We start from the raw sequence: 25,149 nt of genomic DNA on the forward strand, positions 1-25,149 counted from the left end.
TCGACGTGACGCAGGAACTGCAGCACGCGATCGACGCTATCACGCAGGTGCTGGCCGAGGCCCGCAGCACGCGAACGCGACCTGGGATGTCCTCGCGGCGCGTGGTAACGCCACGCGTGACCCGCGCGGCGAAGGTGGTCGGCGAGCGCTCCGACGTCGTGGAGCCCGTCGATGTCGGCGGCGTCGAGATCGAGCGCGAGTGCCACGGGGAATCGAGCGCGGCGTACCGCCGCTCGCTGGTCGGCGGTGCGATCACGCTCGCGAGCACGCTCGTCGCGATCGGCGGCGCGATGGCCGGCGTCATCGGCGTCACGGGGATCGCGGGGCTCGTCACCGCGCTGGCCGGGTTCGTCACCGCATCGCTCGCTGCGGGCTCGGTGACGGTGCGCCGACCGCGCGCGCGGGGTCGGGTCACGGTCGAGCGATCCGGCGTGTTGCTCGACGGGCGGCGCTGGATCGCGGGCCGCGACATCGAGGGCGGCGTCGCGAGCCGCGGCGAGCTCGTGCTCGCGCTGCGCGACGGCGACATCGTCGTGATGCGCGCGACCGGCGGGCGCCCGTTCGACGAGGCGCTCGACGTGCTCGGCCTCGGGCCCGACGCGAGGCGAGCGACGGTGCGCTGGAACGTCGGCCTGGTGCGCCCCGCGGCCTACTCGCTCGCGGTCGCGACGATGTTCGCGATCCTCCAGGTCCTCGCGCGCATCGCGCCCGACGGAGTCGACGCGCTGCTCGGCGTCGCGAGCTTCCTCGTGCCGTTCGTGCTCGCGATGCCGCTCACCGCGAACGTCGGCGCGCGCGAGGCGATCGTCGGCTCGGACGAGGTGCGCATCCGCCGCGGCCGCACGTGGACGTCGATCGCGCTCGCCGACCTCGTCTCGGTGCGCATCGAGGGTCGCGCGATCGTCCTCGAGCGCAGCAGCGGCCCCGCGCTCCGGGTGCGGGTGGCGCGCGACGAGACGAGACGCGCGCTGCTCGGACGGATCGAAGGCGCGCTCGAGCGTGCACGCGCGGGCGCATCGCGGCGCGCCCTCGAGCGCGTCCTCGCGCGCAACGGGCGTGACGTCGCGACCTGGAAGGCCGCGCTCGCGCGGGCCCTCGACGGAGGCACGACCCACCGCGAGGCTGCGCTCACGCGCGACGCGCTCGAAGCCGCGATCGACGATCCCGCGCTCGACACGGAGCAGCGCGTCGGCGCGATCCTCGCGCTCTCCGCGGTGGACGCAGCGCGCGCGACGGAGCGCGCGAAGCGCGCGAGCGAGACCAGCGCGTCGCCGCAGGTGCGTGTCGTGCTCGAGCACGCGGCGACCGGCGAGCTCGACGAGCACGAGCTCGAGGCCGCCGCGGCGAGCCAGCGCGCCAGAAGGTGAGCGGCCTTCTCTCGCGCTCAGAATCCGCTCGAGAACATCAGCAGCACCGCCGCCACACGCTGGTACGCGCTCGCGCTGATGCAGCAGCTCTGCGCCTGTCCCCACCGCGATCCGTTGCGGTAGATGTCGCCGTCGTTCTCGATCTGCCCGACGCGCGAGCCGTTCACGTAGAGATCGCCGTCGCTCTCGATCTGCCCGATGCGCGAGCCGTCGCGGTAGATGTCGCCGTCGGGCTCCACCTGGCCGGCGCGCGAGCCGTTCACGTACACGTCGCCGTCGTCCTCGATCTGCCCGGCGCGCGAGCCGTTCACGTACACGTCGCCGTCGTCCTCGATCACCGCCCAGCGCGAGCCGTCGCGGTAGATCGTGATGTCGGCGCGCGCGACGCCCGTGAACGCCGAGAGCGAGACGACGAGCGCGAGCGCGGAGAGCAGGTGGCGAGTCATCGTCGTCCGCATACGCGATCCCACGACGCGCCCTCCCCTCACACCACGAGCAGCGCCGCGCGCACCGTGCGCTTGGTCGTGCCTCGCAGCGCGTCGGCGAGGATCGTCGCTTCGGCGCGCTGGGCCTCGCTGGGCTCGCCCTCGCTCATCACGATGCGCACCACCATCAGCGCGCCCGCGTCCTCGCGCACGAGATCGATCGTGCCCTCGACGACGACGCCACGCTCGTCGGGCGCGACGATCGGCACGGCACGCGCGGCGGGCCGCGCGCTCGCGATCCACGGGTGACGAACCAGCGCGCGCAGCGCTTCGCTCACCGCGCGCTCCTCGTCGGCGTCGGCGCCGATCACCCGCGCTCGTGCCCGCACCATCGCCGCGATCACGTCGTCGCCGTCGCCCGGCTGCAGGAGCGCGAGCGCGCCCCGGAAGAGCGCCTCGATGCGGCGGCCCGTCGGTCGTGTGCTCACAGCACACATCATGCGCTCGACGTGCGGAGGCTCGCTCTCGTCGCGCGGCGTGCGCGCGAGCTGGTGCACGGTCGACGCGAGGATCGTCGGGATCGCGCCGTCCTCGATCGCCGTGGCGCGCGCATCGAGCCACGCGCGGTGCGCGCGCATTCCGTCGTCGACGCCGCTCGTCGCGCGCAGCACGTCGTCGCTGCGCAGCCCGTCGGCGGGCTCCTCGTCGAGCGGCAGCGTGCGCGGATCCCACCACACGACGCCGACCGATCGATGCAGGCCCGGCTTCACCGACTGCGTGCCCGCGCTCTCGGCGTCGAACGAGCGCGACACCACCGACTCGTCGCCGAACGTCGGGCACCCCGGCGCGCGTCCGTCGCCCTGCCGCCACTCGCTCTGCGGCGGGTAGATCGCGCGGTTCATCACCGCGAGCCAGCCCTCTTCGAAGGGCGCGTCGCCGCACGCCGGGATGACCAGGAGATCACGAGCGCGCGTCGCCGCGACGTACGCGACGCGGACGATCTCCGCTTCGTTCGCTGCGACCACCGCGGCGTCGCGCTCGCGCAGCTCGATCGGCGTGACGCCCGCGAGCTTGAAGAACGCCTCGCCCTTGCTCGGGTCGATCCAGCGATCCGCGTAGCTGCCCGTCGACGCGGTGGGATCGCACAGCACGACGACGGGGAACTCGAGGCCCTTCGCCTTGTGCACGGTCATCACGCGCACGCCCTCTTGGCCTTCCTCGCCGCTCGGGCTGTCGCCGCCGCCCGCGCCCTCGCCGCGCTCGGCCTGATCTTCGAGCAGCTCGACGAACCCGCGGAACGAGAGCGCGCCGCGCGCATCGAAGCGCCGCGCGAGATCGAGGATGCGGCTCGCGCTCGCGAGCACCTGCTCGCCGCCGTGCGCGAGGGCGAGCGCCGCGTGCGCGCGCGTCGCGTCGAAGAAGCGCGCGAACGTGTCGGCGATCGGGTGGCGATTGCGACCGAGGTGCAGCTCGCGCAGCAGGTGCAGCGCCTCGGCGACGGGTCGCAGCGCGGTCTCGACCGAGTCGAGCGCGACCTTCGACATCGGATGCAGCGGCCCGACCCGATCACGATAGAGCAGCAGCTCCGCGTCGGTCAGCGCGAGGAACGGGCCGCGGAGCGCGGCGTACACCGCGAGCGCGTCGTCGGGGTACTCGATCGCCGACGCGATCGCGCGCAGGCCGATGATCTCCTCGCGCTCGTGGAACGATCGACCGCCGACCCACACGTGCGGCACGCGTCGCGCCTCGAGGCCGCGCAGATACGGGCGCACCACGTCGCTGTCGTTCCATCCGACCTGACGCCGGAAGAGCAAGCACACGTGGCGCGGCGCGACGCGCGTGGGCTCGTTCGTGACCGGATCGATCACGGTCCAGCCGCTCTCGCGCACGAGCCACGCGACGAACGCGGCGACCGCGTCGGGCGTCGACGCTTCGATCGCGCCCTTGGTGATCTTCTCGGTCTTGTCGTAGGGGCGCGGGATGCCGAGCGCGATCACGCTCGGTCGCTTCTCTTCGGCCGCGCGCCACTCGGTCAGCGCGACGTGCTCGGCCTGCACGCCGGCGGGCGCGCTCGACATCGCGGGCTCGAACGCGGCGTTGATCACACGCTGGATGCCGGGGAGCGAGCGGAAGCTGGTCGAGAGGTGCAGCACCGGCACGGAGGCGCGCTCGAGCTGCTCGCGGAGCAGGCGATAGCTCGCGATGTCGGCGCGGCGGAACCGATAGATGCTCTGCTTCGGATCGCCGACCAGGAAGAGCTTCCCCGGCACCGGGCGCACCTTCGTGGGATCGGCGATCGACGGATCGTCCGACGCGAGGAGGAGCACCACGTCGACCTGCACCGGGTCGCTGTCCTGCAGCTCGTCGACGAAGACGTGGGTGAAGCGCGTCTGCAGCTCGCGCCGCACCTCCGCGTGCTCGACGAGCAGACGCCGCACCCCCAGCAGGAGGTCGAGGAAGTCGAGCGCGCCCGCGCGCTCCTTCAGCACCTCGTAGCGCAGCACGATCGGCCGCAGATCGCGCCACAGACACGCGGCCAGATCGGCGTCGGCCGCGACCAGGAACGCGTCGAGCTTCGCCTTCAGCGCGTCGCGCTTCGCGAGCACGTCGGCGCGCAGCAGACCGGGCGCGAAGAACTTCCCGGCGCCCTTCCAGCCCCACTCCTTCTTGCGCGCGATGTCGGCCAGCGCGGCCTCGAGCCCGTCGTGATCGCGCGGCAGCGTTCGCTCGCGCACCTCGACGTCGGCCATGACGCGCTGGAAGAGCAGCAGGCTCTTCGCGCACCAGTCGCTCGGCGTCGTCGCCTTCGGCGCGAGCGCGGCGAGCTCGGTGACGTCGGTCAGGATCGTGTCGATCGCAGCGTCGCGATCGAACGGATCGCGGCGCCACGGCGTCGCGTGATCGCGATGCTCGATCAGCGTGCGCACCGCGTCGCGCAGGCGCTCGCGCGCGGTCTCCTGATCGCGGCTGGTGCGGCGGAGCAGGCGACGGATTCCCTCGCCCGGCGTCGCGAGCGCGGCGCCGAGCTCGTCGCCGATCGCGCGCTGCACGAGCGCGTCGGCCTCGTCGTCGGCGAGCACCGAGAAGCTGGGATCGACCCCCGCCTCGACCGGCCGCTCCCGCAGCAGATCGGCGCAGAAGCCGTGGATCGTGCCGACGCGCGCGGTCTCGAGCTGCTCGAGGGCGCGCTCGGCGCGAGCACGCTCGGTCTCGTCACTCGACGCGGCGCGCGCCTCTTCGAGCGCGGCGCGCAGGCGCAGCGTCATCTCGCCCGCGGCCTTGTCGGTGAACGTCATCGCGACGACGCCGCGCAGCTCGCACGCGCCGCTCTTCAGCATCGAGACCAGGCGCGTCACCAGCGCGGTCGTCTTGCCGGTGCCGGCGGCGGCCTCGACCAGCAGCGAGGTCGCGTGGTCGTTCGCGATGCGGACGCGCGCCTCGTGATCGGCAGGGAGCTTGGTCACGGCATCCTCCGCAGCGAGTCGATGCCGACGAGGCGATCACCTTCCTTGCGCATCGTGCGACGTCGCTCGTGTGGGCCGCAGATCACCGCGTAGTCGCAGAAGCTGCACGCCTTCTCGCTCGGCGCAGGCGGCAGGAACCCGTCGCGCACGTGCTGATCGATCGTGGTCGTCACCTTCGTGATCGCAGCGCGCGAGTCGTCGTCGAGCGGGACCTCGACCTCGGTGTAGCGGCCCTTGTCGGTGCAGTAGTAGAGACGTCCGCCCCACACCGTGCGGTCGGGGAAGATCGACTCGAGCGCGAGCGCGTAGAGGATCGGCTGGAGCTTCTCGCCACCCATCACGCGCTGGCCGGGCTTGGTCCACGCGCTGCCCGTCTTGTGATCGGTCGCGCGCAGCGTGCCCTCGCGCTCCTCGACGAGATCGATCGCGCCGCGCAGGCGCATGCCGATCGACAGCGGCACCGGCTCGTGGAGGCTCGCCGCGTCGCGCTCGTCGCCCGCGGGGATGCCGAACGCGAGCTCGAAGCGCGACGGGACCCAGCTCGGATCTTCGCTCGTGCGGTGGAGCCACTCGCGCAGGTCCTGGCGCACCGCCGCGAGCGTGTCCTCCCAGACCTTCGGGATCGCGGGCGCGAGCTCCTCCGCGGTGGTGCGCGCGACACGATCGAGCTCTTCGTCGAGCACCTCGAGCGCGCGCGCCCGCGTCTCGGGCGTGACCGGCAGCGCACCCTCGTCGCGCAGACGCACCAGCAAGCGGAACTGCGCCGCGTGCACCAGCGTCCCGCGCTGCGCGGGGTCGAGCATCTCGAGCGGCTCGGGGACCTCGCGCGGCTCGAGCCGGATGATCGTGCGCAGATAGAACTTGTACGGGCACATCGCGAAGCTCTCGAGCGCGGTCGCGGAGTACGCGCGGCGATCGAGGCGATGCTCGGCGAGGATCGCGCGCACGCCCTCGTCGGGCTCGACCATTCCGTCCTGCGAGCGCCAGCGCTTCTTGTCCCAGCGCGCCCATCGAGCGCGCAGGGCGCGCGCGACGATCGGGCTCGCCGCGACGAGGTACGCCGCGCGCCCGATCCGCGCCTTCGGCGGTAGATCGACGAGCCCACCGAGCACCGAGAGGTCGTGCTCCGCCGCGTCGATCGCGAGCTCGGGGTGATCGGGCGCGGGCCATCCGAGGCGTGCTGCGCCCGCGATCTCGGCGCGACGTCCGAGCTCTTCGTACGAAGGCAGGCGCCCCTCGATCGCGCGCGCGATCTCGAGCGCGTAGAACGAAGGCACGCGCGGTCGCGCGCGCTCCACGTCGATGCGCGGGATCGACGCGACCACGCGCTTGCTCGCGGCGCCGAGCGCGATGCGCAGCGCGAGGCGCTCCTCCGCGCCCCGCTCGCGCCTCGTGGCCAGTGCCTCGGAGATCGCCTCACGGGTCGCGTCGAGCAGCAGCGGATCTTCGATGACCTTCGCGGGAAAGAGCTTCTCCGCGAGGCCGGGCACGAACACGACGTCGAGCTCGCGTCCGCGCGCTTCCTCGATCGTGCACACGAGCACCTGACCGACGCTCTCGTCGCCCGGCGCGCGCGCCGGCTCTTCGCGCAGCCGCGGCGTGAGCACGGTGCGCACCTCCGCGAGGTCGACCGGGCCGACGTCGCCCATCGGCGCGAGCGATGCGAGCACCGCGAGCACGCGCCGAGGATCACGCAGCGCGCGGGTCGCGAGCGCGGAGAGCGCGTCGATCCACGCGGACCACGTCGCACGCCCGGGCAGCGCGGCGAGCGCGTCGACCAGCGGCAGCGCGAAGTCGCGCAGCGCCTCGAGGTCCGCGATGCGCCGGGCGTGACGGCGACCCTCGACGTCGTCGGGGTCCTCGAGATCTTCACGGGCGCGACGCGCCGCCGCGATCGCGCCCTCGATGCGACGCGCCCAGCGATCGCGCCCGCCGATCACCGCGGCCTCGACGATCAGCTGCTCCCAGCGCCGCGGCGCGCGCAGCGTGCCCGCGCGCACCGGCGCAGTCTCGTCGTACGCGTCCTCGTCGATCGGCGCGAGCCCGCTCTCGTCGTCCGCATCGTCGTCGCTCGCCGCGAGCTCTTCGTCGGCGGGCACGAACCGCGCGCGCGCCCCCTTCGCGTCGGGCGGCGCGCCGCCTTCGGCGTCGGGCACCACGCCGAGCGAGAGGTACTCGCCGAACGCGCGCGCCGAGATCCCCTCCGCGGCGCACGCGAGCAGCGCGAGCAGCGCACGCCCCGTGGGATCGGGCCGACGCGCGCCGCGGCTGAACGACGCAGGAATCCCCGCGCGGCGGAACGCCTCCGCGAGGTGCACGCCGTAGCGCTCGGGCGCGCGCAGCAGCACCGCCATGCGATCGAAGCGCGTGCCCTCGCGCGCCGCGACGAGCACTCGCCGCGCGATCTCCACGCACTCGCGGCTCTCGCCGGGCGCCGAGAGGATCTCGACCGCCTCGTCGCTCGCGACCGCGTCGCGCGCGTCCTCGAAGATGCGCGCCTGGAGCGCGCGCAGCGCAGGCGCGACCTCCACGGCGTGCGTCGCGGGCTCGATCGCGAGGTCGACGCGCTCGCACAGCAGCGCGCGCGTGCGGTCGTCGCCGCGCGGGATCGTCACCAGCGCGCTCGGCGCGCGCGCGATCAGCGCCGCGACGAGGTCGGCCTCGAGGCGCGATCGCACCCGCACGTCGAGCAGCAGCACCGCGCGCTCGACGTCGACCGCGCGCCCTTCGCGCAGCGTCGCGGTCGCGTGCTCGAGCACGGTCGCGCGATCCGCGAGCCCGAGCGCCGGCAGCTCGTCGCGGTACGCCGCGTAGAGCGCCGCGAGATCGGGCGCGTGCGCGCGCACCACCTCGGGCGCGAGATCGGCGTGCGCGAGCTCCTCGAGCGTCGACGCGAGCGCGCGCGGCAGGCCCGGTCGATCCGCGATGGCGGCATAACGTCCGAGCCGCGCGACGTCGCGCGCCCGCATGCGATGCAGCAGCCGCGCGCAGAGCGCCTCGACCGCGGTGCCCGCGACCGGTGTGAGCCCACGACGCGCCAGCGCGCGCGCCGCGACCCGCCCCGCGAGCGCGTCGAGCGTCGTGCGCTCCCACCCGAGCGCCGCGCCCTGCTCGGACGCGACCCGACGCACCAGCGCGTCGACCGGCTCGCGACGCGCACCGACGATCCACACCGCCGACGCACGACGCGCCCCGAGCCACGCGGCAGCGCTCGCCACGCGCGCGGCCGCGCTCTCGCTCTCGATCAGCCTGCGATCCATGAAGGGCCCGCAGTCTCGCACGTCGACGGCGCACGCGCGCCCGCCGGAACGCTCAGCGCGAGGCCGCGGCGCGCACCGCGCGCGCGATCGGTCCGAGCCTGCGCTTCGGCTCGTCGCGACGTGCGCGCGTGCCGCTCAGCTCCATCGTGCCGTCGTCGATGTCGCCGTAGCGGAGGAAGAGGATGTCGAGCGCGTAGTTCTGGTAGAGCTTCCACGGCCTGCGCGATCCCTGCTTCGGCAGGTGCGCGAGCGCGCGCTGCACGTAGCCCGACGTGAGATCGAGGAACGGCTCCGCGCCGACGTCCGCGTCGCGCAGCCGCGGCGTGCACACGCTCGCGCCGGTCTCGCGCATGCGCCGCAGCAGGCGACAGACGTACTCCGACGTGAGGTCCGCCTTGAGCGTCCACGACGCGTTCGTGTAGCCGAACGTGCACGCGAGGTTCGGCACGTCGCTCAGCATCACGCCCTTGTAGTTCGTCGTCTTCGTGGGCTCGAGCGGCTGTCCGTCGATCTCGACCTGCATGCCGCCGAGGAACTGCAGCTTGAGGCCGGTCGCGGTGACGATCAGATCGGCGTCGAGCTCCTGTCCCGAGCGCAGACGGATGCCCTTCTCGGTGAACGTCTCGATGTGATCGGTGACGACCGACGCGCGTCCCTCGCGCAGCGCGACGAACAGATCGCCGTCGGGCACGAGGCACAACCGCTGGTCCCACGGCTTGTATTTCGGCGTGAAGTGCGTCGCGACGTCGTACTCGGCGCCGAGCTCCTTCCGGATGAGCGAGACGAGCCGCTTCGTCGCGCGCTCCGGAGCACGCCGCGCGAACTGGTAGAACGCCATGCTCAACAGCACGTTCTTCCAGCGCGTGATGTCGTACGCGACGTGCTCGGGCAGGTGCTCGCGCAGGAAGTTCGCGACGGCGTCCTCGGCGGGCAGCGACACGACGTACGTCGGCGAGCGCTGCAGCATCGTGACGTGCGCCGCCTTCTTCGCGAGCTCGGGGACCAGCGTCATCGCGGTCGCGCCGCTGCCGATCACGACGACGCGCTTGCCCGCGTAGTCGACGTCGTCGCTCCAGCGCTGCGGGTGCACGATCTTGCCGCGGAAGCGCTCGGTGCCCGCGAATTCCGGGGTGTAGCCCTCGGCGTAGTCGTAGTAGCCCGAGCACATCCACAAGAAGTTGCACGTGAATCGCGCGGTCTCGCCGTCGTCGCGCGCGGCCTCGACGGTCCACCGCGCGTCCTCGCTCGACCACGATGCGCGCGTCACGCGATGGCGGAAGCGGATGTGCCGATCGATGCCGCTCTCGCGCGCAGTGTTGCGAACGTACGACAGGATCGAGGGGCCGTCGGCGATCGCCTTCTGCTCGCGCCACGGCCGGAAGGCGTAGCCGAGCGTGAACATGTCGGAGTCGGATCGGATCCCCGGATAGCGGAAGAGATCCCAGGTGCCGCCGATCGCGTCGCGCGCCTCGAGGATCACGAAGCCGTGATCGGGACAACGCTCGCGCAGATGCCAGGCCGCGCCGATCCCCGACAGCCCGGCGCCCACGATCATCACGTCGACGTGCTCGGTCATTCGCGCGCTCCTCGCTCGTGCGTCACGTCGTAGCCCGCGCGGAGGCGGAGCGTCCAGTGGGGATCGCGTGCGGACGTCCTCGCGGCACGCGCGATGCTCTGGAGGCGCGGCATGGACACCACGATCGTTCGCCTCGTGATCGCGCTCGCGATCGGTCTCTCGCTCTCCACCGCGCCGGCGCGCGCCGACGACCGCACGCTCGCCGAGCTCGAGCTGCCCGAGCACCGCGTCGACGTCGTGCTCCCATCGGCGGGCTTGGGATGGTTCACGTCACCGAGCACCGGCTACGACCGCATCGTCTTCACGCTGTCCGTCGACGTCCGCTACGCGCATCGCACCGGCCACGGCGCGATGGTGCGCGGCGCGTACGGCACGAACGTGTGGGGCGAGGCGATGGCGATCGAGCTCGACTATCTCTACCGCGCGCACCTCGTCGGCGATCAGCACCTGAGCCTCGCGCTCGACGCGATGATCGGCGCCACCGTCGCGAGCTTCGATCACGACGAGGAGCGGCTCGCCGTCGGCGCGCACCTCGGCGGCAACGCCGGGCTCTCGCTCGACCTCCGCGTGCGGAACTTCATCGTCGCGCTCGGCGTGCAGTACCGCCTGCTCGTGCCCACCGAGCGCACGCTCGGCGGCAACGAGGCCGGCGTCGAGCACGCGATCACCGGCACGCTGGGTCTCGGCTTCACGTTCTACTGAACACGTGCAGCGTGAGGCTGGGACGCGGCGCACGTAGGCAACGCGGCGATCGCGCGGCACACGGCCGCCGATCGTCGCGGCTGTGCGGTGGAAACCTCCGCAGCGGGTTGCGCAAGCTCGGCGCCATGACGACTGCACCCAGGCCCATCGAGCCCATGCGTCCTCGCGCGCCGCAGCCCGCGCATCGTCCGCCGACCGGTCAGGCGCCAACGCGCGAGTCGCACGCCGACGCGCACGACAGCCCGCCGACGATCGAGCTGGAGACGAAGCGCGGCAACGGCGAGCGCAACTTCCGCTGGGCGCTGATCCTCGTGCTCGTCGCGCTGTTGTGCGGAGGCGCGGTGTTCGTGTCGCAGATCCACCAGCCGCTCTCGGCGGAGCGCGGGCGCCTCGCGACCGAGCTCGAAGGCGCGACGCGGGCGCGCGACGAAGCCACGGCCGCGCTCGCGGCGCTCACCACCGAGCGCGATGCGCTCCGCACCGAGCGCGACGCGATCACGAGCGAGCGCGACGCGCTGCGGGCGCGCGAGCAAGAGCTCGCGGGCGCGGTGGCGGAACGCGACGCGCGCATCGGTGCGCTGCAGGCGATGCACGATCAGCTCACGGAGCAGCTGCGCAGCGAGATCGCGGCCGGCGACGTGACGGTCTCGCAGGGCGACGGTCGCGTCGCGGTGCGGCTCGCGGACCAGATCCTCTTCGCGCCCGGTCGCGCGGAGCTGAGCGAGCGCGGTCAGGCGCTCCTGCGCCGCGTCGCCACGTCGCTCGCGCGCATGGAGGACCGCCTGATCCAGGTCGAGGGCCACACCGACTCGACCCCGCTCACCGGCGACGCGCTGGAGCGCTTCGCGACGAACTGGGAGCTCTCGACCGCGCGCGCGACGAACGTCGTGCGCTTCCTGGCGGACCAGTGCTCGATCCCCGGCGAGCGCCTCGCCGCGGCGGGCTACTCGGAGTTCCGCCCGGTCGGCGACAACGGGACGGTGCGCGGCCGCCGCATGAACCGCCGCATCGAGCTGACGCTGATCGCGCGTCCGCGCGCCTGACACGCCCGAAGAGACGTCTCGGCGCGGGGAGACGAGAACGCAGTCTCGGTATCACGCGAGACGCGGCTACGTCCCTCTCGTGGTCCGCACTCGCATCACGCGTGCTGCGGGCCGCGGGAAGGAGCCCCGGTTTGCAGCACGTCGATCTCTCGATCGTCATCGTGTCGTGGAACACCTGCGACATGACCGCCGCGTGCCTGCGGGCGCTGCGCGCCGATCGCAGCTCGCTACGCCGGCAGATCATCGTCGTGGACAACGCGAGCGAGGACGGGACCGCCGATCGTGTCGCGCGTGAGCACCCCGAGGTGGAGCTCGTGCGCAACCGCCGGAACCTCCTCTATGCGTACGCGAACAACCAGGGCGCGGCGCGCGCTCGCGGGCGCTACATCGCGCTCTTGAACTCGGACGCGCTGGTGCGCCCCGGCGCGCTCGATCGCCTCGTCCGATTCCTCGAAGCGAACCTCGCGTACGCCGCCGCGAGCCCCAAGCTCGTGGGCTCGCGCGGCGAGGTGCGCCGCACCTGCGCGCGTTTCCCGACGCTCGCGAGCGCGCTCGCGCACTCGACCGCGCTGGGGCGTGTGCCTCCGGGGCGCTGGATCGTCGCGCGCAGCCGGATGGAGGACTTCGATCACGAGCAGAGCCGCGACGTCGATCAGCCGCCGACCTCGTGTTTCGTGGTGCGTCGCCGCGACTGGGAGGAGATCGGCGGGTTCGATGCGCGGATGAGCCTCTACTTCAACGACGTGGACCTCTGCTTCCGCCTCTGGCAGAGCGGACGGCGCATCCGCTACGTCGCGGACGCGGAGGTCGTGCACGAGGAGGGCGGCTCGACGCGGCGCGCGCGACGTCGCGAGCGCAACATCGTGTGGAACCGCGATCGCGAGGCGTACTACGAGAAGCGCTACGGCGCGCTCGGCAGGGTCTGGGCGCGCGCGGTGCTCGGCGCCGCGACCGCGGAGATCGCGGCGCGCATCGTCGCGAGCCGAGGTCGCGAGGCGGGCGAGCAGCTCGCCGCGCTGAGCGAGCAGCTCCGCGACACGCTCGGTCCCGACGCGCCGTCGATCACGCTCGATCAGGCGGCGTGATCGAGCGCGTCACGCGCGCGCCGGCGCCATCGCCGTGCGCGCGCGTCGCTCGCGCAGCATCGAGATCACGGCGGGCATCGCGAGCGGTGCCCACGCGAGCGTGACCACCACCGCGACGAGCGCCGCTTCGGCGATCACCGGCACGCCCCACGCGCGCGCGAGCTCGGCGATCTGCCATCCGCCGATGCCGGTGGCGGCGATCATGAGCGTGCCCGCGAGGTCTTCGCGCAGCCCGCCCTGCAGGCCGATGCGCGACACCGCCCAGACCGAGACCGCGTACCGCACGACCTCGGTCGACGCGTACGCCACGAGCGCGCCGAGGAAGCCGCCCATCGCGTACCCGATCGGGATCGCGACGCACATCGCGATCAGCTTCGCGAGCGAGCCCGCCGCGAGCCAGCGCGGCTCGCCGCGCGCGAGCAGGGCCGCGCCGTTCGTCGTCTCGCAGAGTCGGAACCACGACGCGAAGACGAGGATCTGGATCATCCATCCCGAGCCCCACCAGTCCTCGTCCCAGAGGAGACGCATCGCGGTGGGCGCGCCCGCGACGAGCCCCGCGATCGCCCAGCCGCCGATCACGAGCAGCGGACGACGCGCGCGCTGGAACACGGGCGCGAGCTCGCCGCCGCTCTGCAGCACGCGCGCGTAGAGCGGGAACACCACGCGCGACGCGAGCTGGCCGACGACCTCGACGGGCAGCGCGGCGATCACCGCGGCGTTGCCGAAGAGACCGAGCATGCCGAGCGGGATGAGCGCGCCGAAGATCCAGCGATCGGCGTGGCCGGTGAGGAACGTGAGCAGCGTGCTCGCGAGCACCCATCGACCGAAGCGCGCGAGCTCGCGCGCGATCGCGGGATCCCACCGCGGACGATCGAGCGCACCGGGCAGCAGCGCGTGGCTCAGCACGAGCTTGGTGAAGATGATCGCGAGGCCGCCGCCGACGAGCGACCACGCGGTCGGGCTGTAGTACGCCCACACCATCTTCACGACGAACCCGACGATCTGCGCGCCGAGCTCGACCGCGGTGAGGCGACCGATCGCGAGCTCGCGGCTGGTCGTGAAGATCTTCGTCGAGAGCAAGCCGCTGCCGAGCGCGGCGAGCCCGGCGATCGGCAGGATGTGCGCGAGCTCGGGGTGTCCGGTGAGCTCCGCGTAGGGCCACGCGAGCGCGCACACGACGAGCGAGAGGATCGCGCCGCGCACCGCCTGGATCGTCCACGCGACGCCGAGGAACGTGCGATCGGAACCGAGCTGGCTCTGGATGATCGCGGGACCGATCCCGAGATCGCTCACGAGCTCGATGCCGATCACCACCGGGTTCACGAGCTCGACGAGCCCGCGCACGTCGGGCGCGATCAGGTACGAGAGCAGAGGGCTCGAGATGAAGACGAGGACCTTGCTCGCCGCGTATCCACCGAGCGCGATCACGGCGGCGCGCCGCGCGCGGCGCTCGTCGTGGGACACGCTTCCGGGGTCGTGAGGTGTCGCGCTCATGTCGCTCGGGGCCACATGAGCACGCGTCGCGCGCTGGAATCCCGCGTCGAGCTACAGGTCGACCTGCTCGACCTCGAGGCCGTCGAGATCGCGCCCGAGGAAGCGCGCGGCGACCTCCGCGAAGCGGCCCGGGCGATCGGTGACCATCAGCTTCAGACCGCCGCTCGCGCCCTCGCGCAAGAGGCCGCGCGCGCGCAGCGTCTCGTCGAGCTCACCCGCCGCGGCGACACCGCTGTCGACGACCGCGATCTCGCGACCCGCGACGCGCGCCGCCTCTTCGCGGATGACGCCGCTCAGCAGCGGATAGTGCGTGCACCCGAGGACGAGCGCGTCGATCTGCAGATCGCCGCGCATGAGGTCCTCGAGGTAGCGGCGCACCACGAGCGTCGGCACCTCTCCGTCGAGCCATCCTTCTTCCGCGAGCGGCACGAGCAGCGGCGCCGGGAGCTGCTTCACCTCGGCGCGCGTCTCGAAGCTCGCGACCGCGCGCGGATACGCGCCGCTGCCGACGGTGCCCGCGGTCGCGATCACGCCGATGCGCCCGCTCTTCGATGCGCGCACCGCGGCGCGCGCGCCGGGCTCGATCACGCCGAGCACCGGCATGTCGAGCTCGACGCGCAGGTGGTCGAGCGCGACCGCGCTCACCGTGTTGCACGCGACGACGAGCATCTTGATCCCGTGCTTCGCGAGCAGCGTGCCGCAGCCCCGCGCGTAGCGGATCACGGTGTGCGCGCTGCGCGTCCCGTAGGGCACGCGCGCGGTGTCCCCGAGGTAGACGAGCTCTTCGCCCGGCAGCGCCTCCGCGATCGCGCGGACCACCGTGAGACCTCCGAGCCCCGAGTCGAACACGCCGATCGGCGCTGCGCTCCGCTTCTCCATGCCGCTCATCCTCGCCCAACCGATCGACGCGTGGCGAAGCTTCCGATCACGGCGCGACGCACACGTTCTCCCGACAGATCAGCCCGAGACGACACTGCTCCGCCCGCTCGCATCCTCCGCCCTCGAAGCTGCGCGGGAGACAGCTGCCTCCTCCCGCGCTCGGCTCGCAGTACGCGGTGAGCGGCGCGCGCGCGTCGTTGCACTCGGCGTCGCTCGCGCAGTCGCGCGAGCAGAAGCGCACGATGCTGCCGCCCGCGAGGAAGCGCCGGCACTCGAGCCCTTCCGCGCAGCGCATGTCGTCGTTGCACGGCGCGCCGGTCGTGCCGAGCGGCGCGCACACATCGCGCCCCTCGGCCTCGAGGCAGCGCACCTCGAGCGCATCGAGCCGCAGCCCGCGCGACGCCTCTTCCAGGGCCTCGCAGCCGTCGCCCTCGAACACGCGATCGGCCTCGCCGCACCCGTAGGTGCACGCGCGACGTCCTTCTCCGATCGCGAGACAACGGCCGAGCAGACACTGCGCGTCGTCGTCGCAGGGCACGCCCCACGACCCCGGGTAACACGCGCTCGCGCCCGGCTGCGCGAAGAGATACCCGAGCTCGCGCAGGCACGTCAGACCGGGCGGACACCGCGATCCCGCGCTGTCGCAGCGAGGCAGGCACGTCGCGGGGGAGTCGCCCGCGGCCGGCGCGACGAGATAGCCGGTCGGACAGCGCATCATCTCGTCGGGCACCGCGACGCAATAGAGCTGATCCGACGCGTACGACACGCCGGGCAGCACCGGCGGCAGATCGAACACGTCGTTGAAGCAGAGCGTCCCCTGCGCGCACTCGTCGGAGCGCGAGCACGTCTCGACGGGATAACAGACACCCTCTCCCGAGAGCAGATCGGTGCGAACACACGAGTGCCCGTCGGGGCACTCCGTCGCTCCGTCTCCGAGCAGCGTGCACCGCGACAGGCACTCTCCATTGCGCGTGCAGTATCCGTCGCACGACGACGCGTCGGCGGGATCACAGGCGGGACGACAGAAGTCCTCGCCGAGCACGCTGCGATCGGCGCAGCGCCATCCGTCGAGACAGTCCTCCTGGACCTCGCAGGTCCAGAGGCGCGTCAGCAGATCGTCGGGCCGCTCCACGCTGCACCCCGCGGCACAGAGCGCGAGCACGACGATCCACAGACGGCGCACGTCAGAACCGTCCCGCGACGCCCGCGGCGGCACCGCCCTCGACCGGCGCGACCCACGCGCTCGCGCGCTCGCGCGGCGCGTCGTCGATCCCCGACATCGCGAGCCCGACCGCGACCGCGACCGCGCCTGCGCCCGCGATCCCGAAGAGCACGTTCGCCGCGATCGCCTCGGCGTCGCGCGCCGGATAGAACTGCTCGACCACGTCGCGCATCGACACGTCGTCGCTCGGCTCCGCCTGCGACGCGACGCCGAACGCGATGCCCGCGGTCGCCGACGCGAGCGCGATCGCGCCGCCGACCCAGACCAGCGGCGAGGGCGTCCAGCTTCCGGCGCGCTCGAGCACGGCGTCGATCATCAGCGTCGCGCCTTCTTCGACCTCGACCGAGCGCTCGAACGCCCGGAAGCCCGCGGCCTCGACGCGCAAGAGGTGCGTGCCCGGCTCGACGGTCTCGCGCCGCAGCGGCGCGCCGTCGAACACGCCGATGGCCGCGCCGTCGAGCGTCACCGCGGCACCCTGCACCGTCGCGCGCACCACGAGCCGTCCTGGCTGCACGCGCCGCGCGTAGAGCTCGGGGATCGACTCCTCGAGCGCACGGAGGAGCGCGTCGAGATCGCCGCTCACCTCGCGGAACACGCGCCCGAGCTGCTCTCCGTCGCGCACGTCGATGCGGTGGAGATCGAACGCCCACGCCGGCGCGCCGCTCGCGTCGGCGCGGAGCGCGAGCGTGCCCGCGATGATCTCGCGCACGTCGAGCAGCGCGCCCACGCGCCCGAGGCACGCGGCGCTCTCGATGCAGCGCGCCGTCTCGGCGTCGTCGCGCTCGAGCTGCGCCTGGAGCTCTTCCTTGCCGACGATCTGGAACCCCTCGCCGCGCGCCGCGACCCCGGCGATCAGGAGCTCGGTGAGCGCGTCGGTCATCGCGGGATCGACGTCGGGCCCGCCGGGCAGCAGCACGACCGCGACGCGCGGCGCGATCGGCGGCGCGAGCCGCGCCGGCCCCTCGTCGTCGAGGCCGGCTTCCTCCGAGGGCAGGAGCACGTCGTCCTGTGCACGCGCGGTCGTCGCGATCGCCAGCAGGGCGAGGATCGACGACGCGACGCGCACGGCCCGGAACATCGCCGCGATGGTACGTCGCAGGTCCAGAAGGGACCAGGAACGGAGTGGCGAGGAGACCAGGGAACCGTGGAGCCGCGGTGCACGGGTCGTTCGGCCTCCCTCACGCCCCCAAGAAGCGGGATTCCCGTATCCCTGGTACCATTCCGCCCGACGTGTCCGACGCGCGTACGCTCGAAGTGCTCCTGGGCGATCCCGACGCTGCGCGTCGTGCCGTCATCGCGGCGTGCGCGCGCGAGCTCGGACTGCGGGTCCGCACGTTCGAGACGCTCGAGCAGATGCGCAGCGAGGTCGCCGCGCCCGACGTCGCGGTCGTGATCGTCGGCGCGCCCGAGGGCGAGACGCGGGTGCGCGCGGTGCGCGCGACCCAGGCGGGCAACGATCTCCCGATCCTCGCCGTCACGTCCGACGGTGTGCGCGCCGACTCGCTGCTCGAGTCGGGCGCCGACGACGTGCTGCGATGGCCCTCGCAGCAGCCCGAGCTCGCGTGGCGGATCCGCGCGCAGCTGCGCATCTACGAGACGATCACCGCGCTCGCGCACAAGGAGCGCGACGCCAAGGCGATGCTCGAGCTCACGCAGACGCTCGCGTCCGCGCTCGACTTCAGCGACATCCTCTACACGGTCGTGCGGCGCATCGCCGAGGTCGTGAACGTCGATCGCGTCTCGATCGTGCTCGCGCCCGAAGCCGAGAGCCGCCACGTCGGCTACGTCGTCGCGGCGAGCGACGATCAGGGCATCCAGAACCTGCGCATCGACCTCGAGAAATACCCCGAGATCCTCGAGGTCCTGCGCACGCGACAGGCGCTCACGATCCGCGACGCGTCGACGCACCCGGTGCTCGAGGGCGTGCGCGGCAGCGTGCCCGAGGGCGCGCTCGGCGCGCTCACGCTGCTCCCGATCGTCTGGCAGGAAGAGGCGATGGGCGTGCTCTTCCTGCGCGCCGCCCAGCGCCGCGGCACGCTCGAGCCGCGCGAGGTCGACTTCTGTCAGATCGTCGCCAACGCGACCGCGGTCGCGCTGCGCAACGCGCGCATCATGCAGACGCTGCGCGATCAGACGCAGCAGGTGAACTTCGCGCGGTTCGAGGCGGAGCGACGCCTGCGCGCGCTCAAGCGCTACGCGAACCTCTTCACGAGCGCGGCGGACGGTCTCGCCGCGGTCGATCCCGACGGCCAGCTCCTCTTCGCGAACCCGCGCGCCTACGAGATCGCGGGGGTGACCGAGGACGACGTGCGCGGTCGCTCGCTGCTCTCGATCATCCATCCCGGAGATCGCAAGGCGATGGTCGAGATCTGGGCGGGCGTGCGCGAGGGGCACTATCCGCAGGGCGTCGATCTCCGCCTCGATCGCAAGGGCGAGGTGCGCGTCGTCTCGTGCGCGTTCGCGTCGCTGCTCGAGGGCGAAGGCGCGGTGCTCTTCTCGTTCCGCGACGTGACCGAGGAGCGCGAGACCGCGGCGGAGCTCGCCAAGACGAAGGACTTCCTCGAGTCGCTGATCGACGCGAGCGTCGACGCGATCATCGCCAGCGATCTGAAGGGCAACATCCTGCTCTTCAACAGCGGCGCCGAGCGCATCTACGGCTGGACCGCGGACGAGGTGATCGGCAAGCGCCACGTCACCGAGCTCTATCCGCCGGGCGGCGCGCAGGAGGTCATGCGCATGATCCGCTCGCCGCAGCACGGAGGGCCGGGTCGCCTCGAGAGCGTGCGCTTCGACGCCGCGGATCGTCACGGCCGTCGCATCCCGATCAACCTCAGCGCGGCGATGATCTACGACGGGCGCGGGAAGCCCTTCGCCTCGGTCGGGATCTTCACGGACCTGCGCGAGAAGCTGCGTGTCGAAGAACGCCTGATGCAGGCGCAGCAGAAGCTCGCGGTCACCGAGAAGCAGGCGCTGATCGCGGAGCTCGCGGGCACGACGGCGCACGAGCTCAACCAGCCCCTCACGAGCGTGATCAACTACGCACAGCTCCTCGCGAGGAAGCTCGATCCGGCGGCGCCGGAGCACCACTACGCGAGCGTGATCGTCCGCGAGGGCGAGCGCATGGCCGAGATCGTCCGGAAGATCGGCAAGATCACGCGCTACGAGACGAAGTCGTACGTGGGGGCGCAGAAGATCCTCGACCTCGACGCCGCGACCGGCGACGAGGCGAAGGAAGGCACGGGGCGGTGATGTCGAGACGAGCGGATCCGCATCTCGATCCCGATGCCGAGCCCGGCAGCACCACGCGCTCGGTCACGAAGGGCAGCGAGCCGATCACGGCCGAGGTCCCGATCGATCGCATCAGCGGCATCGAGCAGCGCGTGATCGAGGCGGGCGCGTGGACGCTCGAGGAGGGCTCGGGCGAGCACCGCGCGCTGCCCACGGAGGGACGCCGCACGCTCGACCCACCGGCGCCCGAGCGCGTGCCCTCGATGATGCTGCGCCTGTCGCGCGAGATCGGCATCGATCGGCAGGACGACGAGATCGTGCACGCGTTCGTGGAAGCGATGCGCGATCTCTTCCCCGAGCGGCGCTTCGTGCTGCGCCTCGTCGGGGCCGAGGGCGACGGCGTCTCGCTCTTCTACGCGTCGGGTCGGCTCTCGCACGCGGGTCGTGATCCGCTGCTGCTCGAGCGCGGCGCGGCCTCGCGGCACGCGCTCGGCGACAGCGCGCTCGCGCGCGTCGGCGTGACGCTGTCCGATCGCTACGTGCCGTTCTTCGAGGCGGGCGCGACCGGGTTCGACGTGCCGCTCGCGGACGGCGAGCGCGTGCTCGGGATCTTGTCGGTGGAGTACCCCGCGGGCATCTCGGTGCCGGCTTGGGACGCGCCGATCCTCGTGCCGCTCGCGCTCGAGCTCGGGAGCAAGCTGCGCAGCGCGCGCCTGCTGCGCGAGTCGAGCTATCTGCGCGACTATCTCGCGCAGGTGATCGAGCACGCGAACGCGCCGATCGTCGTGCTGCGGCGTGATCGCGGCATCGAGAACGTGAACCTCGCGACGCTGCGCGTCACCGGCGGCGCGCGCGAGGGCTGGATGGGGCGCGACTTCCTCGACTTCCTGCCGCCGAGCGAGCACGGGCGCGCGACGACCGCGCTCGAGGCCGCGCTGCGCGGCCGTCCTTCGACCGACGTGGAGCTCCGGCTGCCGCGCGCGTCCGGCGGGTTCGCGCGCGTCGCGTTCAACACCGCGTCGATCACCGCGCCCGACGGAGAGATCGCGGGCGTGGTCGCGATCGGTCGCGACCTCACCGAGGTGCGTGACCTCGAGGAGCAGATCATCCAGGCCGAGAAGCTCGCGACGCTCGGTCAGCTCGCAGCGGGCGTGGTGCACGAGCTGAACAACCCGCTGACGAGCATCTCGGTGTACGCCGAGTACCTGCTCACGAAGGGTCGTCGCGGCGGCGCCGAGGCGGGCGATCTCGAGAAGCTCTCGCGCATCACCGAGGCCGCGGCGCGCATGCTGCGCTTCACGCGCGACCTCGTGACGTACGCGCGCCCGTCGAGCGAAGAGCCCGCGAGCGTGTCGATGGTCGACGAGATCGATCAAGCGCTCGTGTTCTGCGAGCACGTGATCACCGAAGGAAACGTCGAGATCCAGCGCGACTACGCGGCGGAGCTGCCGACGCTGTGGGCGGTGCGCGGGCAGCTCCACCAGGTGTTCATCAACCTGGTCACGAACGCGTGCCACGCGATCGCGGAGCACCGCGGCGCAGCGGGTGGGCGCATCGTGGTGCGCGTCGCGGCGGAAGAGGACGAGACGCTGCGCGTCGAGGTCGAGGACGACGGACCGGGCATCGCCCACGAGCACGTGGAGCACGTGTTCGAGCCGTTCTTCTCGACGAAGGGCGAGGGCAAGGGCACGGGCCTCGGCCTCTCGATCGTGCGCAACATCGTGCAGCAGCACGGCGGAACCATCGAAGTGTCGAGCCGCCATCGCGAGGAGCGCTCGGGCACGACGTTCCGCCTGCGCTTCCCCCGCCGCGCGACGTCGCGCTGAGCCGACGAGGAGAACACCGCAGAGGGCCACGGAGGGCCGCAGAGGTCGGAGGAGAGAAACTTCTCTCTGCCGGTCTTCTTGGGCGCTCTGTGGTTGCTCTCTCGATCACCCGCGCGCGAGCGCGACGCGGGCGCGGTGCTCTCGGCCCAGCGCCGCGACGACGAGCAACCACGTCACGCCGAGCACGCCGACGAGCGCGATCACCGCGCTGGTCCCCGCGTCGCACCACGCGAGCGTCGCGACGGCGATCGCGCCGAGCACGTCCCCGGCGCGCCACGTCACCGTGTCGATGAACGCCTTGCCGCTCCAGCGTCCGTCGCGCGTCGCGACCAAGAAGAGCGTCTGTCGCGCCGTGCTCTGCACCGAGTGCATCAGGCCGTTCTCGACGACGCGCGTGGTCGCGAGCACCACGAGCATCGGGAGCACCATCGACGCGCCGAGCGTGACGATCGCGCCGAGCACCACGAACACCGGCATGATCGCGAGCGCCGCCCGCTCGCCGTACGCCGTCAGCACCCGCGACACCGCGAACAGCTGCAGCACGAGCACGACCGCGTTGATCGCCGAGTAGTAGTCCGCCTTGAACGCGCCGACGTACTGCTCGACGCTCGGCGACTCGTGGTGCGCGACCGCGACCGCGGCGGCGTCGAGCAGCGAGCGATCGAGCGCGTACTCGCCGAGCGTCGCGATCGCGTTGAGCAGCACCGTGAACAGCGCGACGAGGCGCAGATACGGATCACCGAGCACCCGCGCGACCACGCCGCGATCGACCGGCTCGGGCACCGCGACGAGCGCAGGCGCCGCAGCATCGCGGGCACGGCGCGCGGGCGCGTGACGGCGATGCGCGATCGACGTCAGCACCGGCACTGCGAGCAAGAGCGCGGCGGCCGCGAGCAAGAGCGTCGACGGCGTGTCCACGACGCGCATCACCACGCGCGCGATCTGCGCGCCGCACACCGAGCCGATCGCCGCGCCCGCCCCCAGCACCGCGAAGAGCCGGCGACCCTGCTCGGGCGTGTAGAGATCGCTCGCGAACGACCAGAACTGCGCGATCAGCAGCAGCTGGAACGCGCCGAGCCAGAGATAGAACGCGAGCCCCACGTCGAGCCCCGCCCGCGACGCGGCGTGGAACGACACGAGGCACACGATCGCGATCGTCGTCGCGATCGCGACCAGCCGATCGCGACGCACCCGGCGCGCGAGCACGTCGTAGCCCTTCGCGACCCCGACGAGCGCGATCGCCTGCACCGCCGCGGCGTACGTCTTGAGCTCGGCGCCGCCGGGGAGGATCCACGACTCGCGCACCGGCTTCAGCAGGTAGTAGACGGTGAGCAGGACGAACGCCTGCGCCGCCATCAGGAGCACCGTGGGCGCTTCGTCGGCGCGCACCGACGCGAACGGCGCGAGCAGACGCGCCGAGAGGCTGCTTCCTCGGCGTTCGCTCGCGCGCGTGGAGTCGGTGTCGCGGTGCAAGGCCCTCTCGGACGTACGGAACGGGCGCGCGATCTCTCGCTCTTCCCGTGACCACGTGGCCACGAGGCGGCGGAACGTGACGGGCTCGGAGACTGTCGAAACATCGGCTCGCCCGCCGGCCCCTACCGTACGCGCGCTTCGCGCGCTCTCGTCCGGGACCGGCGGGACGAGCACTCCGGCAAGGGCTCAGCGGCCGAACGTGACCTCGAGCGCGCTGCCGTTCGCGACGACGCGGTAGGGCGGAGTGCGCCCGGTGACGAAGCGGATCGTCAGCACGCAGTGGTCGCCGCGGTTGATGATCGACGCGCGCTCGATCGCGGAGTTCGCCGCCGCGAGCGGCGCGGCGCGATCGAGCGACAGCGCGCCGTGCACCGTCACCGTGAACCCGCCCGCGTCGGCGAGCCCTTCGATCGACTGCACCGGCGCGCTCATGCGCAGCGCCGTCGTGCGGCCACGCTCCACGCTCGGCGCCCCGAACTCCATGCTGCGCGTCCCGGTCGTCGTCGTGGTCGCGGTCGCGGGCTCGTCCTCGGCGGGCACCACGACCTCGCGGCGATCGTCGATCGACGGATAGCTCGGCGCGGCGATCGGACCCGCCGCGGTCGCGGGCTCGGGCATCGCACGATCCCAGCCCGGCGTCGGCGCCGCCGCGGCCGGCTCGGGCGGCGCGATCGGCTCGTACGTCTCGGGCACCGTCACCGGCGCCGCGAGCGTCGGCGTCGCCGGCAGCGCGGCGGGCACGTCCACCGGGCGATGCACGTCGATCTCGTCGCTCGGCGCCTCGGGGCGCGACGCGAGCCCGTACACCGCGAGACCCACCGCGACGATCGCGATCGCGCCGATCGCCATCCCGCGCGCGCGGCCCTTCACCGGCGTCTCGACGACCGGCGCCGCACCGCGCGCACGACGCACCGGCTGCGGCGCGGTCGCGACCGGCGGCGCCGACGTGGTGCGACGGCGCGCGGGCTGACCGAGCATCGGCGCGAGCCGCGGCGCGCGCTGCGCGATCCGCGCGGTGAGGGTGCGCCACGCCGCGACGATCGCGTCGCGCGCACGCACGAGCCAGGGGCCCGAGCGCGCGACGACGAGCGCCGAGAACGACTTCGTCTTCGCCCACCCGCTCGCGAGCGCCGGCCGCGCCTGCGCCGCGAACGCGCGCGCCTTGATCACGATCGGCGCTTCCTCGTCGGCCGCCTCGGGCTCGGCCGTCGCGATCTCCTCGCGCGCGATCACGCGCGGCGCCTCGCGCTCGCGGCGCACCTTCGTCGGCGCCACGATCTTCTTCGACGCCTCACGACGCTCGATCGGCGCGCGCTCGATCGACACATCGGGGAGCGGCTCCTCCTCGACCTTCGCTCGCGCGACGAGCGACTCGAGCGGCTCGTCCTGGATCGTCGCGTCGGCGCTCGCGGGCTCGTCTTCCACCGGCGCGCTCTCGGCCGCGAGCTCGAGCACCAGCCGCGGCGTCCCGTTCTCGACGCGCAGCCGCACCCGCTCCAGCACCGCGCGCACCTTCGCCGCGCCGCTGTCGATCTCGGCGCCACGCCCGATCTGCAGGAACGGCATCGCCTGCTCGATCGAGATCGACTCGCCGTCCTCGCTCGCGATCTCGCCCTCGATCGCGCTCGCGACGCCGTCGAGGCGCACCTTCACGACGCGCGGCGCGCGCAGCTCCTCGGGCGTGCCGGGATCTTCGACCGGCGCGGGCGCGATCGCCTCGAGCGCCTCGGCCGCGCGCGCATCGAGCCCGTCGAAGCGCACGCCGAAGCTCCCGCTCCAGCGCCCCGCGTCGGCGGCCCACACGACCTCGCCCTGCGCCTCGCACGCGTCGATCGCGCCCGGCACCTCGAAGCGACAGCGCAGCCGCTGCCCGACCTCGGGCAGCACCGCCGCGCGGAGGCCGATCCCACCGGGCCCGAGGTCGACCGCGTCCGCCTCGAACACCTCGTCGTCGCCCTCGTTCGAGAGCTCGACGAGAAGGTCGACCGGCATGCGGGGAAGACCGTACGAGCGGCGTTCGATCTGCGCTTCCATGTGAGGCTCCTGTCTCCGAGCCGGAGAAAGCCCGAGCGATCGATCGCCGTCCAGTTTCCGGCAGAGCGCGC

General features: G+C 72.7%; 16 protein-coding genes. 6 read left to right on the forward strand and 10 right to left on the reverse strand.

The annotated features are described in order from the left end of the window. The first annotated feature begins 5 nt into the window (after positions 1-5). Positions 6-1,367 (forward strand): hypothetical protein, encoded by a 1,362-nt coding sequence (locus DB32_RS40090; protein ID WP_157070169.1) that lies wholly within the window; start codon positions 6-8, stop codon positions 1,365-1,367. A gap of 17 nt (positions 1,368-1,384) precedes the next feature. Here the strand turns inward: DB32_RS40090 and DB32_RS40095 are convergent, their stop codons facing one another. From DB32_RS40095 to DB32_RS40110, 4 genes are read right to left on the reverse strand one after another with little or no spacing between them, the layout of a single operon-like run. After that, positions 1,385-1,813, reverse strand: a complete 429-nt coding sequence (locus DB32_RS40095; protein WP_075098143.1) for a hypothetical protein — start codon at positions 1,811-1,813, stop codon at positions 1,385-1,387. A gap of 38 nt (positions 1,814-1,851) precedes the next feature. Beyond that, a complete protein-coding gene (locus tag DB32_RS40100) occupies positions 1,852-5,256 on the reverse strand; it encodes a UvrD-helicase domain-containing protein (RefSeq protein WP_053237938.1) in 3,405 nt (1,134 codons plus the stop codon). Beyond that, complete coding sequence (locus DB32_RS40105) at positions 5,253-8,516, reverse strand: PD-(D/E)XK nuclease family protein (RefSeq protein ID WP_053237939.1); 3,264 nt, start codon at positions 8,514-8,516, stop codon at positions 5,253-5,255. Before DB32_RS40105 ends, DB32_RS40100 begins: the two co-directional genes overlap by 4 nt. A gap of 52 nt (positions 8,517-8,568) precedes the next feature. Beyond that, a complete protein-coding gene (locus DB32_RS40110; RefSeq protein ID WP_053237940.1) occupies positions 8,569-10,092 on the reverse strand; it encodes a flavin-containing monooxygenase in 1,524 nt (507 codons plus the stop codon). A gap of 111 nt (positions 10,093-10,203) precedes the next feature. On the opposite strand from DB32_RS40110, the gene DB32_RS48845 reads away from it, so the two are divergent. From DB32_RS48845 to DB32_RS40125, 3 genes are all read left to right on the forward strand, one after another. Beyond that, positions 10,204-10,794 carry a hypothetical protein gene (locus tag DB32_RS48845; protein ID WP_053237941.1) on the forward strand — a complete coding sequence of 197 codons (591 nt, stop codon included), beginning with the start codon at positions 10,204-10,206 and terminating at the stop codon, positions 10,792-10,794. A gap of 125 nt (positions 10,795-10,919) precedes the next feature. Beyond that, the gene (locus DB32_RS48850) at positions 10,920-11,837 is read left to right on the forward strand and encodes an OmpA/MotB family protein (protein ID WP_169791709.1); all 918 of its coding nucleotides are present in this window, start codon (positions 10,920-10,922) and stop codon (positions 11,835-11,837) included. Positions 11,838-11,968: 131 nt separating this feature from the next. Continuing rightward, positions 11,969-12,922, forward strand: coding sequence for a glycosyltransferase family 2 protein (locus DB32_RS40125; RefSeq protein WP_053237943.1), 954 nt, complete (start codon positions 11,969-11,971; stop codon positions 12,920-12,922). A 9-nt stretch (positions 12,923-12,931) separates the two neighbouring features. Here DB32_RS40125 and DB32_RS40130 read toward each other — a convergent pair whose 3' ends face one another. From DB32_RS40130 to DB32_RS40145, 4 genes are all read right to left on the reverse strand, one after another. Then, positions 12,932-14,386 carry an oligosaccharide flippase family protein gene (locus DB32_RS40130; protein ID WP_169791710.1) on the reverse strand — a complete coding sequence of 485 codons (1,455 nt, stop codon included), beginning with the start codon at positions 14,384-14,386 and terminating at the stop codon, positions 12,932-12,934. An 81-nt stretch (positions 14,387-14,467) separates the two neighbouring features. Beyond that, positions 14,468-15,295 carry a glutamate racemase gene (gene murI, locus DB32_RS40135; protein WP_053237945.1) on the reverse strand — a complete coding sequence of 276 codons (828 nt, stop codon included), beginning with the start codon at positions 15,293-15,295 and terminating at the stop codon, positions 14,468-14,470. 46 nt (positions 15,296-15,341) lie between these two features. Beyond that, positions 15,342-16,478: a hypothetical protein gene (locus tag DB32_RS40140; protein ID WP_157070171.1), complete on the reverse strand. Its 1,137-nt coding sequence runs from the start codon at positions 16,476-16,478 to the stop codon at positions 15,342-15,344. A 1-nt stretch (position 16,479) separates the two neighbouring features. Then, entirely contained in the window at positions 16,480-17,595 is a 1,116-nt protein-coding gene (locus DB32_RS40145; protein WP_053237947.1) for a PEGA domain-containing protein, read from the reverse strand. A gap of 152 nt (positions 17,596-17,747) precedes the next feature. On the opposite strand from DB32_RS40145, the gene DB32_RS40150 reads away from it, so the two are divergent. Continuing rightward, positions 17,748-19,766: a PAS domain S-box protein gene (locus DB32_RS40150; RefSeq protein WP_240481309.1), complete on the forward strand. Its 2,019-nt coding sequence runs from the start codon at positions 17,748-17,750 to the stop codon at positions 19,764-19,766. Beyond that, on the forward strand, positions 19,766-21,571 hold the full coding sequence (locus DB32_RS40155; protein WP_053237949.1) for a two-component system sensor histidine kinase NtrB: 1,806 nt from the start codon (positions 19,766-19,768) through the stop codon (positions 21,569-21,571). The genes DB32_RS40150 and DB32_RS40155 overlap by 1 nt, the downstream gene beginning before the upstream one ends. 105 nt (positions 21,572-21,676) lie before the next feature. Here DB32_RS40155 and DB32_RS40160 read toward each other — a convergent pair whose 3' ends face one another. Together DB32_RS40160 and DB32_RS40165 are read right to left on the reverse strand one after the other, a co-directional pair. Then, a complete protein-coding gene (locus tag DB32_RS40160) occupies positions 21,677-23,044 on the reverse strand; it encodes an NTP/NDP exchange transporter (RefSeq protein WP_053237950.1) in 1,368 nt (455 codons plus the stop codon). A 186-nt stretch (positions 23,045-23,230) separates the two neighbouring features. Continuing rightward, positions 23,231-25,036 (reverse strand): PilZ domain-containing protein, encoded by a 1,806-nt coding sequence (locus tag DB32_RS40165; RefSeq protein WP_169791711.1) that lies wholly within the window; start codon positions 25,034-25,036, stop codon positions 23,231-23,233. Between the last annotated feature and the right edge of the window lie 113 nt (positions 25,037-25,149).

The sequence above is a fragment of the Sandaracinus amylolyticus genome (assembly GCF_000737325.1).
GTDB classification, from domain to species: domain Bacteria; phylum Myxococcota_A; class Polyangia; order Polyangiales; family Sandaracinaceae; genus Sandaracinus; species Sandaracinus amylolyticus.

Bases quoted from the DNA above. Each gene is read 5' to 3' on its own strand.
- DB32_RS40095 (WP_075098143.1), bottom strand. From the start codon at position 1,813: ATGACTCGCCACCTGCTCTCCGCGCTCGCGCTCGTCGTCTCGCTCTCG.
- DB32_RS40105 (WP_053237939.1), bottom strand. From the start codon at position 8,516: ATGGATCGCAGGCTGATCGAGAGCGAGAGCGCGGCCGCGCGCGTGGCG.
- DB32_RS40110 (WP_053237940.1), bottom strand. From the start codon at position 10,092: ATGACCGAGCACGTCGACGTGATGATCGTGGGCGCCGGGCTGTCGGGG.
- DB32_RS48845 (WP_053237941.1), top strand. From the start codon at position 10,204: ATGGACACCACGATCGTTCGCCTCGTGATCGCGCTCGCGATCGGTCTC.
- DB32_RS48850 (WP_169791709.1), top strand. From the start codon at position 10,920: ATGACGACTGCACCCAGGCCCATCGAGCCCATGCGTCCTCGCGCGCCG.
- murI (WP_053237945.1), bottom strand. From the start codon at position 15,295: ATGGAGAAGCGGAGCGCAGCGCCGATCGGCGTGTTCGACTCGGGGCTC.
- DB32_RS40145 (WP_053237947.1), bottom strand. From the start codon at position 17,595: ATGTTCCGGGCCGTGCGCGTCGCGTCGTCGATCCTCGCCCTGCTGGCG.
- DB32_RS40155 (WP_053237949.1), top strand. From the start codon at position 19,766: ATGTCGAGACGAGCGGATCCGCATCTCGATCCCGATGCCGAGCCCGGC.
- DB32_RS40165 (WP_169791711.1), bottom strand. From the start codon at position 25,036: ATGCCGGTCGACCTTCTCGTCGAGCTCTCGAACGAGGGCGACGACGAG.